The sequence below is a fragment of the Streptomyces sp. NPDC021096 genome (assembly GCF_040641275.1).
Taxonomy (GTDB): domain Bacteria; phylum Actinomycetota; class Actinomycetes; order Streptomycetales; family Streptomycetaceae; genus Streptomyces.
Genome location: NZ_JBFADG010000012.1, coordinates 134051 through 148599 on the forward strand (window position 1 = coordinate 134051; position 14549 = coordinate 148599).

General features: G+C 75.7%; 12 protein-coding genes and 1 pseudogene. 7 read left to right on the forward strand and 6 right to left on the reverse strand.

Annotated elements, in window-relative coordinates; translation table 11 throughout:
• Nucleotides 1-12: 12 nt before the first annotated feature.
• Complete coding sequence (locus AB0G59_RS18195; RefSeq protein WP_360912704.1) at nt 13-450, reverse strand: SPW repeat protein; 438 nt, start codon at nt 448-450, stop codon at nt 13-15.
• A 176-nt stretch (nt 451-626) separates the two neighbouring features.
• Here AB0G59_RS18195 and AB0G59_RS18200 point away from each other — a divergent pair, with 176 nt between their 5' ends.
• Together AB0G59_RS18200 and AB0G59_RS18205 are read left to right on the forward strand one after the other, a co-directional pair.
• Nucleotides 627-788 (forward strand): hypothetical protein, encoded by a 162-nt coding sequence (locus AB0G59_RS18200; protein WP_360912706.1) that lies wholly within the window; start codon nt 627-629, stop codon nt 786-788.
• Between the two features lie 73 nt (nt 789-861).
• Entirely contained in the window at nt 862-1998 is a 1137-nt protein-coding gene (locus tag AB0G59_RS18205; RefSeq protein WP_360912708.1) for a glycosyltransferase family 1 protein, read from the forward strand.
• Between the two features lie 28 nt (nt 1999-2026).
• On the opposite strand, the gene AB0G59_RS18210 is transcribed toward AB0G59_RS18205, so the two are convergent.
• Genes AB0G59_RS18210 through AB0G59_RS18225 form a run of 4 tightly spaced genes read right to left on the reverse strand, consistent with a single transcriptional unit; the run spans nt 2027 to nt 4954 of the window.
• On the reverse strand, nt 2027-2890 hold the full coding sequence (locus AB0G59_RS18210) for a biotin-dependent carboxyltransferase family protein (RefSeq protein ID WP_360912709.1): 864 nt from the start codon (nt 2888-2890) through the stop codon (nt 2027-2029).
• On the reverse strand, nt 2887-3537 hold the full coding sequence (gene pxpB, locus AB0G59_RS18215) for a 5-oxoprolinase subunit PxpB (protein WP_360912711.1): 651 nt from the start codon (nt 3535-3537) through the stop codon (nt 2887-2889). The genes AB0G59_RS18210 and pxpB overlap by 4 nt, the downstream gene beginning before the upstream one ends.
• A complete protein-coding gene (locus AB0G59_RS18220; RefSeq protein WP_360912713.1) occupies nt 3534-4313 on the reverse strand; it encodes a 5-oxoprolinase subunit PxpA in 780 nt (259 codons plus the stop codon). Before AB0G59_RS18220 ends, pxpB begins: the two co-directional genes overlap by 4 nt.
• Entirely contained in the window at nt 4310-4954 is a 645-nt protein-coding gene (locus AB0G59_RS18225; protein ID WP_360912715.1) for a GntR family transcriptional regulator, read from the reverse strand. The genes AB0G59_RS18220 and AB0G59_RS18225 overlap by 4 nt, the downstream gene beginning before the upstream one ends.
• 147 nt (nt 4955-5101) lie before the next feature.
• Between AB0G59_RS18225 and AB0G59_RS18230 the strand changes: the two genes are divergently transcribed.
• The 5 genes from AB0G59_RS18230 to AB0G59_RS18250 all read left to right on the forward strand — a co-directional run bounded on the left by AB0G59_RS18230 (nt 5102) and on the right by AB0G59_RS18250 (nt 14147).
• Nucleotides 5102-5791: a DUF969 domain-containing protein gene (locus tag AB0G59_RS18230; protein ID WP_360912717.1), complete on the forward strand. Its 690-nt coding sequence runs from the start codon at nt 5102-5104 to the stop codon at nt 5789-5791.
• Nucleotides 5788-6756 (forward strand): DUF979 domain-containing protein, encoded by a 969-nt coding sequence (locus AB0G59_RS18235; protein ID WP_360912719.1) that lies wholly within the window; start codon nt 5788-5790, stop codon nt 6754-6756. Before AB0G59_RS18230 ends, AB0G59_RS18235 begins: the two co-directional genes overlap by 4 nt.
• A 115-nt stretch (nt 6757-6871) precedes the next feature.
• Nucleotides 6872-8395: a hypothetical protein gene (locus tag AB0G59_RS18240; protein ID WP_360912721.1), complete on the forward strand. Its 1524-nt coding sequence runs from the start codon at nt 6872-6874 to the stop codon at nt 8393-8395.
• 103 nt (nt 8396-8498) lie between these two features.
• The gene (locus AB0G59_RS18245) at nt 8499-9407 is read left to right on the forward strand and encodes a hypothetical protein (protein ID WP_360912723.1); all 909 of its coding nucleotides are present in this window, start codon (nt 8499-8501) and stop codon (nt 9405-9407) included.
• A 33-nt stretch (nt 9408-9440) separates the two neighbouring features.
• Nucleotides 9441-14147 (forward strand): hypothetical protein, encoded by a 4707-nt coding sequence (locus tag AB0G59_RS18250; RefSeq protein WP_360912725.1) that lies wholly within the window; start codon nt 9441-9443, stop codon nt 14145-14147.
• 49 nt (nt 14148-14196) lie between these two features.
• On the opposite strand, the pseudogene AB0G59_RS18255 reads toward AB0G59_RS18250, so the two are convergent.
• A pseudogene (locus AB0G59_RS18255) lies at nt 14197-14532 on the reverse strand (hypothetical protein); the annotation flags it as partial.
• Nucleotides 14533-14549 lie beyond the last annotated feature (17 nt).

Consider the following 14549-nt stretch of genomic DNA (forward strand, 5'->3'; position numbering starts at 1 on the left):
GGGCGCATCGCGTCAGACGCGCCGTCGTTCCCTGCTGACGCCCAGCCCCGCGAGGGTCAGGGCGGTCAGGCACGCCAGGATGCCGACGACGACGTTGCTCACGCCGGCCCGCGTGACCCATACGTGGCCCGCGACGATCCAGGGGGCCATGATCGTCCATGCGGCCAGGGCCAGTGCGGCCCAGCTCATGGAGTGTGTCCGCTCGTATGCGGGCCCAAAGCCGCCGACCAGGCAAGCAAAGGCGACACCGCAGATCAGATTGTTGATTGCCAGGGTGGTGGAGCCACTGAAGCCCGCTATCCATGGCGAGGCGGCCAGATAGACGCCGCAGAGGATGGCGAGGGCCTCGACGGCCTGGGCGACGGGGGTCGCTGTCGTCTCCTCGGAGTGGGCGCGGAGCGCCACGATGTCCGGGTGTGTGTCGATCCGGGGCGACGTAGGGACGGTCACGTCAGCCACCTTCTTTCCGTGGGGTTCGGACCTGGTTGCAGTTTATCCCAATTGCCCGTTATTTCACCCTGTTGGCGGTAGGAAGTGACACCTGGTCCGAACTCGTGGCATATCGACCCGTCGAACGGGGAAGACTCTTCCGTCAGCCAACCGCTCCTCTGGGGGAGGAACGCGCGATGGAAGAACCCAGGAGACACCAGAGCCCCGAGCGCGGCACCGCCGGACCGCCCGAGGGCGCCGTCCAGGCGCGCCGCGTGCCGCCGGACGACCGGCCCGGCCGTCATCACACCGGTGAGGAGGACGAGTCGGAGTCCCACATCGTCCGCGGCGTGGACTGACGCTCACGGGACGTTCCCCGGGCGGAAAGATCCACGTGGCCCGCGCAACGCGCCGGTCGCCGACAACTGGCGTATGCGTGTCGTCATCGTCACCGAATCGTTTCCGCCCGACGTCAACGGCGTCGCGCACTGCGCCTGGCAGACCGCCCGGCACCTCGCGCTGAGCGGCCACGACACCCTCGTCGTGGCGCCGGCCGCCCGCCCGCGCCCGGACGACGGGGAGCACGGGACGGCCCCGTTCCCCATCGTGCGCGTGCCGTCGGTACCGCTGCCCGGCTATCCCCAGATCCGCCTGGCGCTGCCCGGCCGCCGGCTGACCGCCGCGCTCGCCGGCCACCGCCCCGACGTCGTCCACCTCGCGAGCCCCTTCGTCCTCGGGGCCCGCGGCATGACGGCCGCCGCCCGCCTCGGCGTGCCCGCCGTCGCCGTCTACCAGACCGACCTCGGCGGCTACGCCCGCACCTACCTCGGCATGGGCGAGAACGTCGCCTGGCGCCGCATCCGCACCGTCCACCGCGCCGCCGACCGCACGCTCGCCCCCTCCGCCGCGGCCGTCCGCGACCTGGCCCTCCACGGGGTGCCCCGGGTACGGCTGTGGCCGCGCGGCGTGGACTCCGAGCGCTTCCACCCGGCCCGGCGCGACCTGGAGCTGCGCCGTGCGCTCGCACCCGGCGGCGAGCTGATCGTCGGCTACGTCGGCCGCCTCGCCCCCGAGAAACGCGTCGAATTACTGGCGCCCCTGTGCGCCCTGCCCGGCGTGCGCGTCGTCATCGCCGGCGACGGCCCGCACGCGGCCCGCCTGCGCACCGTCCTGCCCGGCGCCCGCTTCCTCGGCACCCGCACGGGCGACGAACTCGCCCGGATCTTCGCCTCGCTGGACGTCTTCGTCCACCCCGGCACCCAGGAGACCTTCTGCCAGACCCTCCAGGAGGCCCAGGCCAGCGGCGTGCCCGTCATCGCCCCCGCCGTCGGCGGCCCCCTCGACCTCGTCGACCACGCCCGCACCGGCCTCCTGGTGCGCCCCCACGACGCGCAGGCGCTGCGCGACGCGGTCCTCACCCTGGAGGACGCCCGCCGCACCCGCACCGAGTACGGCCGGGCGGGCCGCGCCTCCGTCCTGGCCCGCACCTGGGCGGCGGTCGGCGACAGCCTCCTGGGCCACTACCGCGAAGTGCTCCAGGACAGGGCGCGGCACGCGACGGCCGCCTGAGCCGGACCCCGGCCTGCGCCCGTAGCGCTTACGCCCGTACCGGAACGAACCGCACCGGTGTGCCCGGCAGGGCCTGGGCCGCGGCGGCCAGGGCGGGTTCGGGGACGACGCCGATGACGGGGTAGCCGCCGGTCGTGGGGTGGTCGGCGAGGAAGACGACCGGGTGGCCGTCCGGGGGCACCTGGACGGCGCCCAGGACCATGCCCTCGCTGGGCAGTTCCCCGGCACGGGAGCGGACCAGCGCGGGGCCCTCGGTGCGCAGGCCGATGCGGTTGCTCGCCGGGGAGACGCGGAAGCCGCCGCCCGCCAGGACGGCCGGCGCCTCCTGCGCGAACCAGTCGTCGCGCGGCCCGGGCACCAGCGGCAGGACCAGCTCACCGGCCGGCGGCGCCGGCCACGGCACGGCGTCGGCACCCGTGGACGGCCCGTACGGGGTGCCCAGCGGCAGCTGCACGCCGTCGGCCAGCGGCTCCGGGCCGAGGCCGGACAGCAGGTCCCGGGAGCGGCTGCCCAGCACCGGCGGCACCGCGACGCCGCCCGCGAACGCGACGTAGCTGCGCACCCCCGCACTCGGCGGGCCCACGTCCAGCACCGCCCCCGCCGGGACCCGCACCGCCGCGCCCCACGCCACCGGGCGGCCGTCGACCCGCACCGGGCAGGGCGCGCCCGTCACGGCGACGGTCACGGCCGCGCCGGTGCGCACGGCGCAGCCGTTGAGCGTGGTCTCCAGCGTGGCGCAGTCCTCGGGATTGCCGGCCAGGCGGTTGGCGAGCCGGTGCGCCGGCTGGTCCAGGGCGCCCGAGCGCGGCACCCCCAGATGGGCGTGGCCGGGCCGGCCCAGGTCCTGAACGGTCGTCAGCGCCCCGGCCCGCACGACGGTGACGCAGCTCATGCGCACTCCTCGAAGCGCACGCGCGTACCGGGCGCGAGCAGGGCCGCCGGGTCGCGCTCCACGTCCCACAGCACCGCGTCGGTGCGGCCGATGAGCTGCCAGCCGCCGGGGGAGGAGCGCGGATAGACGCCGGTGTACGGGCCGGCCAGGCCGACCGAACCGGCGGGGACCGAGGTGCGCGGCGTGGCCCGGCGCGGTACGTGCAGCCGGTCCGGCAGGCCGGTGAGATAGCCGAAGCCGGGCGCGAAACCACAGAAGGCGACGCGGAATTCGATGCCGGAGTGGATGCGCGCGACCTCGCCCTCGGCCACGCCCCACAGCGCCGCGACCTCCGCGAGGTCGGCTCCGTCGTAGCGCACGGGCAGCACGACGGGCTCGGCCTCGGCGGCCGGCAGCGGCGGAACCGTCCAGTGGACGAGCTCGGCGGCCAGCGCGCGCGGGTCGGCCAGGCCGTCCAGGAGCACGGTCCGGGCGGCCGGCACGATCTCGACGACCGGCGGCAGGGCGTCCGCGGCGCGCCGCCGCAGCAGCTCGGCGTGCAGGGCCTGGGCCTCGTGCGCCGTGGCGACCTCCACGAGCAGGGCGTGCCGGCCCACGACGAGCGCCTTCGGCGGGGCGGCGGGCGGCGTCGGGCCGGGGGCGGTCATGCGAACGCCTCGACGCGGACGCCCGCCGCCTCCAGCCCCTCGCGCACGCGCCGGGCGAGCAGCGCGGCCCCGGGGGTGTCGCCGTGCACGCACAGCGACCGGGCGCGGACGGCGACCTCCTCGCCGGTGAGCGCGGTGACGGCGCCCTCGCGGGCCAGCCGTACGGACCGGGCGATGACGGCGTCCGCGTCGAGGACCACGGCGCCCGGCTGCCGGCGCGGCACCAGCGTGCCGAGCGCGGTGTACGCGCGGTCCGCGAACGCCTCGGTCACGACCGGCAGTCCGGCCCGCCCTGCCGCCTCGTGCAGCCGGGAGCCGGGCAGGCCCAGGACGGGCAGCGGCCCGCCGGCGCGCAGGATGCCGCAGACCACGGCCGCGGCCTGTTCGTCGTCGGCGACCACGCGGTTGTACAGCGCGCCGTGCGGCTTCACGTACGTCACGTCCGAGCCGGCGGCCCGCGCGAAGGCGCGCAACGCGCCGATCTGATAGGTGATCTCGTCGGCGAGCTCGTCGGGCGGCACGTCCATGGCGCGCCGGCCGAAGCCGGCGAGGTCCCGGTAGGAGACCTGCGCGCCGATGCGCACGCCGCGCTCGGCGGCGCGCTCGCACACCCGTCGCATGGTGGAGGGGTCGCCCGCGTGGAAGCCGCAGGCGACGTTCGCGCTGGTGACGACCGACAGCAGCGCGTCGTCGTCCGTCAGGTGCCAGCGGCCGAAGCCCTCGCCGAGGTCGGCGTTGAGGTCGAGCACGCCCGTGGTCACACCGTCGTCCGTCATCGGTCGGCCTCCCGCATCGTGTCGAGGATGAGCCGGCGGGCGTCATCCAGATAGCCGGTCAACTCCGCCTCGGCGCGCCCGTGCTCGCCGTTCGCGAGGAGCTGGGCGAGGGCCCGGTTGCGGGCCACGAACGGCTCGTGGAAGCGGCGCGGCGAGGGCATCTCGTGGAAGGCGAGGCGCAGTTCGGCCATCAGCCGGTCCATGGCTGCGTCGATGCGCTCGCTGCCCGCCAGTGCGGCCAGCGCCCGGTGGAAGCGCAGGTCGGCGGAGCCCACCTCCCGCCAGTCGCCGGCGGCCGCGGCGCGCTCGGCCTGGGTCACCGCCGTTTCCACGGCCTCGCGCAGCGCGGCCGCGGCGGTGGCCGCGGCCCGTACGCCCGCGGTCTCCAGGGCCTCGCGGACCCGGTAGATGTCGATGACGTCGGCGGGCTCCAGGACCCGTACGAACACCCCGCGGTTCAGCAGGTGCACCACCAGGCTCTCGTGCACCAGCAGCCGGAAGGCTTCGCGGAGCGTGTTGCGGGACACCCCGAGCTCCCGGCCCAGGGCCTCCTCCGACAACTGTGTGCCGGGCGGCAGACCGCCGTCCTCGATGCGGTCGCGCAGGGTGGCGGCGACGCGCTGCGCGGTGGATCGGGCCATGGCGTCTCCCTTGCGGGCGGTGGCGGCACTGCTGCCGGAAATCACTGTTTCAGCATGGGCTATTGAGGATTGTTGAACAATATCTTAGCCTCCTCGCCAGTCGCCTCACCTCGTCGAGTGGGGTCCGGGAATGCGGAAGGCGGACGCATGCTCGTACTGCTGGGCGTCCTCGTCGTGGTGGCCGGCTTCGCCACCAGGCGCAACCCCCTGCTGGTGGTGGGCGCGGCGGGCATCGTCACCGGCCTGCTGGGCGGCCTGTCGCCCCGGGAGGTGCTGGCGGCCTTCGGCACCGGCTTCGCCTCCAGCCGCGCGGTGACCATCTTCGCCATCACCCTCCCGGTCATCGGCCTCCTGGAGCGCTACGGCCTCCAGGAACAGGCCCGCGCCGTCGTCGCCCGCTTCGGCAGGCTCACCCCCGGCCGCTTCCTCGCCCTGTACCTCCTGCTGCGCCAGGCCACGGCGGCCCTCGGGCTCATGAGCGTGTTCGGGCACGCCCAGACCGTACGCCCGCTCGCCGCCCCCATGGCCGAGGGCGCGGCCGAACGCCGCCACGGCCCGCTGAGTGAGACGGCGCGGGAGAAGCTGCGGTCCTTCGCCGCCAGCGCCGACAACGTCGGACTGTTCTTCGGGGAGGACGTCTTCCTGGCCGTCGGATCGATCCTCCTGATCACCGGTTTCGTCAACACGACGTACCACACTCACCTGGAACCGCTGGAGCTCGCGCTCTGGGCGATACCCACCGCCCTGTGCGCGCTGGCCGTCCACGGGTGGCGGCTGCTGCGCCTGGACCGCACGCTGGAGCACGCGGCGGCCGGCACCGCGGGGGCCGTCAAGTGATCAAGGCGGAGTGGTTCTTCTGGCTCGTCGGCGGCATCTTCGTGGTCATGGCCGCCCAGATGGCCGCCGACCGCACCAACCCCAAGCGCCTGGGCACGGCGGCGTTCTGGGGCCTGCTCGGCGTGGGCTTCGTCTACAGCACCTGGGTGGTGGACAAGAGCGCGCCCCCCGAACCGCTGGGCGCCGCCGTCCTCGCCATGATCTGCCTCGCGGGCTTCGGCTTCACCGGGCGCGGCACGGCCCGTACCGCCACGCTCCGGGAGCGGGGGGCGGGCGCCCGGCGGTTCGGGTTCCGGCTCTTCGTGCCCGCCCTGACCATCCCGTTCGTCGCGCTGGTCTGCGCGGTCGGTGTCAAGAGGCTCTCCGTCGGCGGCGAACCGGTCCTGCAGAAGGGCAGCGAGACGGTGCTGGGCCTGGGCATCGGCTCCGTGGTCGCGCTCGCCGTCGGCATGGTGATGCTGCGGGAGCGGCGCCTGTCGACGCCCGTGCACGCCGGGCGGTCGATCCTGGAGTCGATGGGCTGGGCCATGCTGCTGCCGCAGTTGCTCGCGACGCTCGGTGCGATCTTCTCGGCGGCCGGGGTCGGCGAACAGGTCCGCCGGATCACCACCTCCGTGCTGCCGGAGGGGTCCGTCTTCCTCGCGGTCGTCGCCTATTGCGTCGGAATGTTCCTCTTCACCGTCGTCATGGGCAACGGCTTCGCCGCCTTCCCCGTGATGACCGCCGCCGTCGGCTGGCCGGTGCTGGTGGAACAGGCGCACGGCAACCCCGCCGCCGTCCTCGCCGTCGGCATGCTCGCCGGCTTCTGCGGCACGCTGGTGACACCCATGGCGGCCAACTACAACGTCGTGCCCGCCGCGCTCCTGGAGCTCAAGGACCAGTACGGGCCCATCAAGGCGCAACTTCCGACCGCGTTCATCCTTCTTGGGTGCAATATCGCCATCATGTACGCATTCGCGGTCTGAGGGGCCGCCCACCACCGGACCGCGGCGGCCCCCGCTCTAGACTGGTGGGCCGCCCCGCCGCGGCGAGCCCGTGCCGTTTCGTCCGTTGTCGGTGCGACCGCCTACTCTGTGCGACGTGACTTCTGCAGCCCCGGCGGCCGTTCCGCCCCAGCTCAACGGGTCCTCGCGCCCAGCCCCGGGCCCGGCCGCCGACGAGGGCCTGGCCCGTAGGCTGCGCGCGCTGGCCTGCACCGCGCCCCTGCACGACCTCGACGCCCGCAAGGCCAACCTCGCGGGCGAATACGGCGTCTACGCGATGGCGGAGGTGGCGCTCGCCGCCATCGACCTGGTCACGCTCAACATGGACTTCGACACCGGGGCCGACCACGAGCAGATAGTCGCCCGGCTCCAGCCCCGCGTCGCCGCCCAGGCGCCCGAGCGGCCCCACGCCGAGCACGAGCGCGTCGCCCGCTGGGTGCTGGAGAACCTCATCAACGTCGGCAGCGTCGACCGGGGCTTCCGCGCCGTCTACGGCACGTTCGGGGCGGACGGTGTCTACGTCCGGCGCGACTACGACTTCAAGCTCGTCGAGGAGGTCCCCGGCCCCGGCGGCACGGTCTTCCTGCGCACCACCGACGAGGCCGTCAACGTCCTGGTCGGCGCCCTCGACACGGACGTCACCAGCGCCCAGATCGCCGCCGAGGTCAAGCTCGAGGTCCTCATCAGCCGCGGCCGCCTCGCCGACGCCCAGCTCGCCGCCGAGCAGGCCCGCTACCGCACGGTGCAGTACGCCGAGACCCTCCGCAAGACCCTCGACGCCACGCGCCGCAACGTCCGCGCCGTCGACTGGCTGCGCGCCGTCCCCGACATGATCGCCGAGGCCCTCGACCACGTGGCCGACCGCTACCGCCACGAGAACGCGATCCTCACCAACATCCGCAAGGCCCGCGACGAGGCCGAGGAGCCCGAGCACAAGCGGCGCGCCGCCGAGCTCGTCGACATCGTCAAGGACTGCATCCGCCGCCACACCCAGCTGCAGTCCCGGCTGCTGGAGGCCGGCCCCCTCTTCCGCGCCGAGCAGGACCGCCAGGCCTTCGCGACCCCGGCCGCCCAGTCCGGCCTCGACCTGTACGGGCAGCTCCTGGCGCCCCTGCTGCCGCTGCCCCTGGAACAGGCCGGGCGCGTCACCGACGCGTTCTTCGCCCGGGGCACGGGCCTGCGCACACCGTCCTCGGTGCGCGTCGGCGACCTCGTCGAGATGCTGCTGACGCCGCCCACCGAGCGCGAGCACCTGGGCGCCGAGATGCCCGAGCCGGACCTGATCGCCACCCCCGACGACAGCCGCTTCAGCGAGGAACAGCTCGCGAGCGCCATGGAGCTCCTCGCCCTGCCGCCGGACGCGCCCCGCCGCCTGTCCGGCCTCCTCGCCGAGGCCCGCCGCCGCGACCCCGAACTGCCCTACCTCCTCGCCCTGCTGGCCGTCCACGCCGCCAGCCCCTCGGTCGGCACCGCCTACCGCCAGGGCGAGCAGTCCCTGCTCTTCGCCGTCGACGACGGCACCGTCCTCGACGACCCGGAGTTCGGCGGCGCCGACCTCATCGTCGGCACGGCCCTGCTGGACGCGGCCGGCATGGCCGCGGACCGCCAGGAGGCGGTGTGAGCGGGTTCCCTCTCCGCCGGGACGGCGATCAGCCCCCGGCCACGTCCCCGGCGCTGCCGAACCGACCGCGACACCACGCACACCCCCAGCAGGAGCACCGACCGTGACTGAGTACGACGCCTACGAACCGGCGGAGCCGGACGCCGCGGCCGGCGGCGAGGAGGCCCCCGCCGCGAGCGGGACCGCACAGGTCACGCCCGCCGACGCCGCCGACGCCGCGCGCCTGATCGCGTTCGGCCTCCAGCCCAAGCTGCAGCCGGCCCGGGACGGTGAGTACACCGAGCTGCTGCGCCGCCACCGCGACGAGCCCGCCTTCGCACGCCTGGCCGACGCCGTCGCCGCGGGGCTCGGGCTGATCGTCCTGGAGGTCTCCACCCGGGCCGGCATGGCCGTCACCGCCGCCGAGGACTCCGTCTTCGCCGTCCGCATGGGCGACTACGCCCGCCGCGCCACCGCCGACTCCGCCGACCGCTTCCTGCACGGCCTCGCCCACCTCGCCGTCGCCGCCCTGGCCTTCCCGCGCCCCGAGGACCTCGCCGACGACGGCTACATCGGCCGCATCACCGTCAACGGCGTCGACGCCTTCGTCCGCCAGGCCTGCCGCCGCCTGGAGGAGAAGGCCGCCGAACAGGGCGAGAACACCGACCCCACCACCGACGCCCCCGGCCTCGAGGCCGCCTGGCGGGTCTACGCGCGCCGCAGCGCCACCGGCGCCACCAAGGACGCCCGCCGCCTGGCCGGCTCCACCACCGGCATCATCGCCAAGGCCGTCGCCTTCCTCGTCGACTCCGGCTTCCTGCAGCGCACCGGCGACGACGCGGGCGGCGCCTTCCGCACCACCGCCCGCTACCAGCTGCAGGTCCGCGACATGGCCGGCAGCGCCGCCATGACCGAGCTCCTGGAGCTCGGCGTCGTGCCCGTCGCCGACGGCGGCGCCAGCCTCCTGCCGCCGGACCACGCCGACGACCTCGACCTGGTGGCCGACGCCGGCCTGCCCTTCCACTCGTCCTGATCCACCGCCCGTAAACGACAACGAGAGTCCGCCATGTACGAGCTGTCCCGGGTCCGCCTCTACTCCATCGGGCCCGCCGGTGCGCGCTACGCCGACACCGTGCTGGACCTGCGCGGGGTGGGCGCCCCGGTGCCCTCTCCCGCGCCCGCGCAGGCGGAGTTCTTCGAGGACGAGCCCATGGGCCCGCCGCGCCGCCCCGCACCGGCCGGCGTGCTCTTCCTGGAGAACGGCGGCGGCAAGTCCGTACTCCTCAAGCTGATCTTCTCGGTGATGCTGCCGGGCCACCGCAACACCCTGGGCGGCGCCAGCTCCGGCGTGCTGCGCAAGTTCCTCCTCGCCGACGACTGCGGCCACGTCGCCCTGGAGTGGCAGCACGTCCTGACCGGCGAGTCCATCGTCGTCGGCAAGGTCAGCGAGTGGCGCGGCCGGCAGGTCTCCAACGACCCCCGCAAGTTCGCCGAGGCCTGGTACTCCTTCCGCCCCGGCCCCGGCATGAGCCTGGACTCGCTGCCCGTCGCCGAGTCCACCGCGATGCGCCCGGCCGCCGACGGCGCCTCCGGCGCCCGCGGCCGCCGCCGCACCATGAAGGGCTTCCGGGACGTCCTCACCGAGGCCGGCAAGGCCTACCCCAACCTGGACGTGGTGTGGGAGGAGATCCACGAGCGCTGGAACGAACACCTGGGCGAGCTGGGCCTGGACCCCGAACTCTTCCGCTACCAGCGCGAGATGAACGCCGACGAGGGCGAGGCCGCCGGCCTCTTCGCCGTCAAGAACGACTCCGACTTCACCGATCTGCTGCTGCGCGCGGTCACCGACACCCGTGACACCGACGGCCTCGCCGACCTCGTGCACGGCTTCGCCCACAAGCTGGGCCGCCGCGCCGAGCTCACCGCCGAGCGGGACTTCACCGCCGGCTCCCTCGACCTGCTCTCCCGCATCGCCGAGGCCGCCGTGCAGCGCGACGCGGCCCGCGGCGTGCACGCCGCGGCCGAGCGCCGCACCCGCGTCCTGGCCCGCCGCCTGTCCGCACGCGGTGACCAGGAGCGCGGCCGCGCCGCCGAGCTGGCCGACCAGGTCGACGCCGCCGCGGACGCCGTCACCGCGGCCGAGACCGAGCGCGGCCGCCGCTCGCTGATCGCCGCCGAACTCGCCTACCGGCACGCCTCGCTGGCCCTGGCCGCCGCCGAGAAGGCCGCCGCCGCCCAGCGCCGCGAGCTCAACGACGCCCGCACTCTGCACTCCGCCTGGCAGGCCGCCGAGACCGTGCTGCGCCACCGCGCCGCCGCCGACCGCTCCGCCCGCGTGGCCGCCGCCATCCACGAGGCCGAGCGGGACGCCGCCCCGGCGCTGGCCGCCCGCTCCCAGGCGGCCACCGAGCTCGTACGCGCCCTCAACGCCGCCGCGGAGGAGGGCGAGCGCCTGGCCAACGAGCACGAGGAGCGCTCCGCCGTCCTGCAGGAGACCGGCGAGGCCGCCCACCGCGACGCCACCGCCGCCGCCACCGAGGCGCAGCGCGCCCGCAGCGAGTCCGGCCACCTGCGCCAGCGCCTGGCCGAGGTCGAGCAGGAGACCGCCGAAGCGGTGCGCGCCGGCTGGCTCGACGACACCGCACCCGACGCCGACCCCGCCCGCGCCGCGCTCGCCGCCAGCGACGCCGAGAAGCCGGCCGTCGCCGCCTACGACAGCGCCCGCGAGGCCGCCCGCCAGGCCGCCGAGCAGGCCAAGGAGACGGCCGCCGCCGAGAGCCGTGCCGAGCTGGCCGCGGCCCGCGCCGCCGACGCCGCCACGGCCGCCGAGTCGGCGTACGCCTCCGAGCGCCGCGCGGCCGAGTCGATCGGCGCCGACCAGCGCCTGCTCGACCTGCTCGGACTGCCCGAGTCGCCCGCCGCGGGCCGGCTGCCCGGCCAGCGCACCGGCCAGGACGAGCCCGTCGCCAGCGGCTACCCCGGCGCCGTCTGGGCGGCCGCGTCCGCCGCCCGGAGCGACCGCGCGGAGAACGGTCCGCTGACCGCCGAGGAGCTCGACCGCAACGCCGACGCGCTGCGCGAGATGCTCGACGAGAGCGTCGCCGGCGCCGAGCGCAAGCTGTTCGACCTGCGCACCGCGGCCGCCGACGACTCCCGCATCCTGGGCGCCCTCGGCGACGGCGGGCTGCTGCCCCCCAGCCCCGACGTCCTCGCGGCCGTCGAGTTCCTCGGCGAGCACGGCATCCCCGCCCTGCCCGGCTGGCGCTATCTCGCCCAGGCCGTCGACCCCGCCCGGCACGCCGCGGTCCTCGCCGCCCGCCCCGAGCTCGTCGACGGTGTCGTCATCACCGACGCCGACTCCCACACCCGCGCCCGCGAGGTGCTCGGCGCCGCCTCGCTGCTGCCGCGCTCCGCCGTGGCCGTCGGCACCGCCGAGGCCCTCCTCGCCCCCGCCCCGGACACCGGCGCGGCCGACTCGGGCGTCTTTTTGGTACCCCCGAACCCCGCCATGCACGACGAGCGCGCCGCCGACGAGGAGCGGCACGCCCTGCGCGAGCGCGCCATGGCCCGCGACGAGGAGATCCGCACCGTGGCGGCCCGCCTCGCCGGCGACCGCACGCTCGCCGCCCGCCTGGCCTCCTGGCGCGCCGGCTGCCCCGCCGGCCGCCTCGCCGAGCTGGCCGCCGAGGCCGAGCGCTCCCGTACCACCGCCGACACCGCCCAGCGCGAACTGGCCGAGCTGCGCACCGCCCGCGCCGAGGCCGACGAGGTCGCCGCCGAGACGGCCCGCGTCCGCGACGAGCGGCAGGAGGCCGCCCAGCGCGCCCGCCGCGTCGCCGACGCGCTCGCCGGCCTCGCCTACCGGCTGCGCGAGCGCGCCAACTGGCAGAGCCGCCAGCGCGAACTCGCCGAGGAGGCCGCCGAGGCCGAGGAGCAGGCGGCGGTCTGCGTGGACCGCGCCCGCGCCGCCGACGAGGACCGCCGCGCCGCCCAGCGCGCCGCCGACGACGCCCGCCGCACCGCCCGCGCCCTGCGCGCCGAGCGCGCCGAGATCGCCGGCGCCCCCGATGACGTACCCGAGGGCACCGAGCCGCCCGCCGTGTCCCTGCCCGCCCTGCGCGAGGCCTACCGCGCCGCCTCCCAGCTGTACGAGAAGGTCGGCGTCGGCGCCGACCTGCGCGCCGAGCAGGCCCGCGCCGAGAGCGACGAGAGCGCCGCCCGCGCCGAGCTCGACCGCCTCACCAACAAGGTCCGTACCCGCGCCGCCCAGCTCCTCGAGGGCACCGACGGCGCCGACGGCCCCTCCCGCCAGGCCGCGGTCGCCCGCGCCGAGGCCCTCGTGGCGATGCTGGAGACCCGCGCGTCCACCGCCAGCGAGCAGCTGGGCCGCCTGCGCGGCGAGGCCGAGCGCCTCGCCCCCGCCGACGGCGACGCCCACACCGAGCTCCCCGAGGAGCTCGTGCCCGCGGACGCCGACCGGGCCAAGGAGCTGCTGCGCACCGCCACCTCCGAGCTCGCCGCCCGCACGGACGCCCTCGACGGCGCCCGCCGCGCCCACGCCGACCTGGTGCGCGCCCACCGCGCCGCCGAGGACGCCGCCACCGGCTTCGACGACACCTGCGCGCTCCTGCGCGACCTGATGCGCGACAACTCCCCCGAGGAGGACGCCGAGCAGCCCGAGCCGTACGCCGGGACGCTCGAGGAGGCCCGGCAGACGGCCGCCGAGGCCCGGCGCTCCCTGCGCGGCTGCGCGGGCGACCTGTCGGCCGCCGAGGCCTCCGTCCGCGAGGCGAGCGACGTCCTCGTGCGCCACGCCAACTCCACCCGCTACGAGCAGGTGCGCACCCCCGCCCGCCAGCAGATCCGCGAACTGCCCGCCGCCGCCCTGCCGGAGCACGCCGCCGCCTGGGCCGAGGCCTTCGCGCCCCGGCTGCGGGTGCTGACCGACGAGCTGGAGCAGCTGGAGCGCAACCGCGACAGCATCGTCGACCGGCTGCGCGGCCTGGTGGAGTCCTCGCTGACCACCCTGCGCTCCGCCCAGCGCCTGTCCCGGCTGCCCGAGGGCCTGGGGGAGTGGTCCGGCCAGGAGTTCCTGCGCATCCGCTTCGAGGACCCCGACCAGTCCACGCTCACCGAGCGCCTGGGCGAGGTCATCGACGAGGCGACCCGCTCCGCCGTCAAGAAGAACTCCGACCTGCGCCGCGACGGCATGTCCCTGCTGCTGCGCGGCGTCCACGCGGCGCTGCTGCCGCGCGGCGTGGCCGTGGAGATCCTCAAGCCCGACGCGGTGCTGCGCGCCGAGCGGGTCCCGGTCCGGCAGATGGGCGACGTCTTCTCCGGCGGCCAGCTGCTGACCGCCGCCATCGCGCTGTACTGCACCATGGCGGCGCTGCGCAGCAACGACCGGGGCCGCGACAAGCAGCGGCACGCCGGCACGCTGTTCCTGGACAACCCCATCGGCCGCGCCAACGCCACGTACCTGCTGGAGCTCCAGCGGGCCGTCGCCGACGCCCTGGGCGTGCAGCTGCTCTATACGACCGGCCTGTTCGACACCACGGCGCTGGCGGAGTTCCCGCTGGTCATCCGGTTGCGCAATGACGCGGACCTGCGGGCGGGGCTGAAGTACATCAGCGTCGAGGAGCACCTGCGGCCCGGACTGCCGCAGCCTCAGGACCCCGAGGCCGAGAAGGTGCACGGCGAGATCACGGCCACGCGGATGTTCCGCCGCCCCGTGGAGGAGGAGAGCGCCGAGCCGGCGGTGGCCGGACGCTGACGCCCGCGCCCGCACGCCCCCGGCCCACCGCCGGTCAGGGGAAGTGCGGGCGCCGCACCCGGCGTACCGGGCGCGCCGTGCTGCTCGGCACGGACACCACGCCGTGCCGCTGCAGCCACACCTGCCGGGTCACGTACACATCGAGCACCCCCCAGGTCGCGGCCACCGTGCAGGCCACCGCGCACAGCACCGCGGGAAAGGCGAACCAGGAGCCGGACAGCGCCAGCAGTATCGTCACGACGGTCTGAACCAGCGTCACCGCGACGATGAGGAACGCCCGCACCGCGGACGTGCGGACGGGATCGGGCATGCGCGGCCTTCGGGCCGGCTCCTCGACCCACAACGGCCTGCGGGCGTACGACGGGATGTCGTGGTCGTGGTCCATGGCGGCTCACCTCCCCC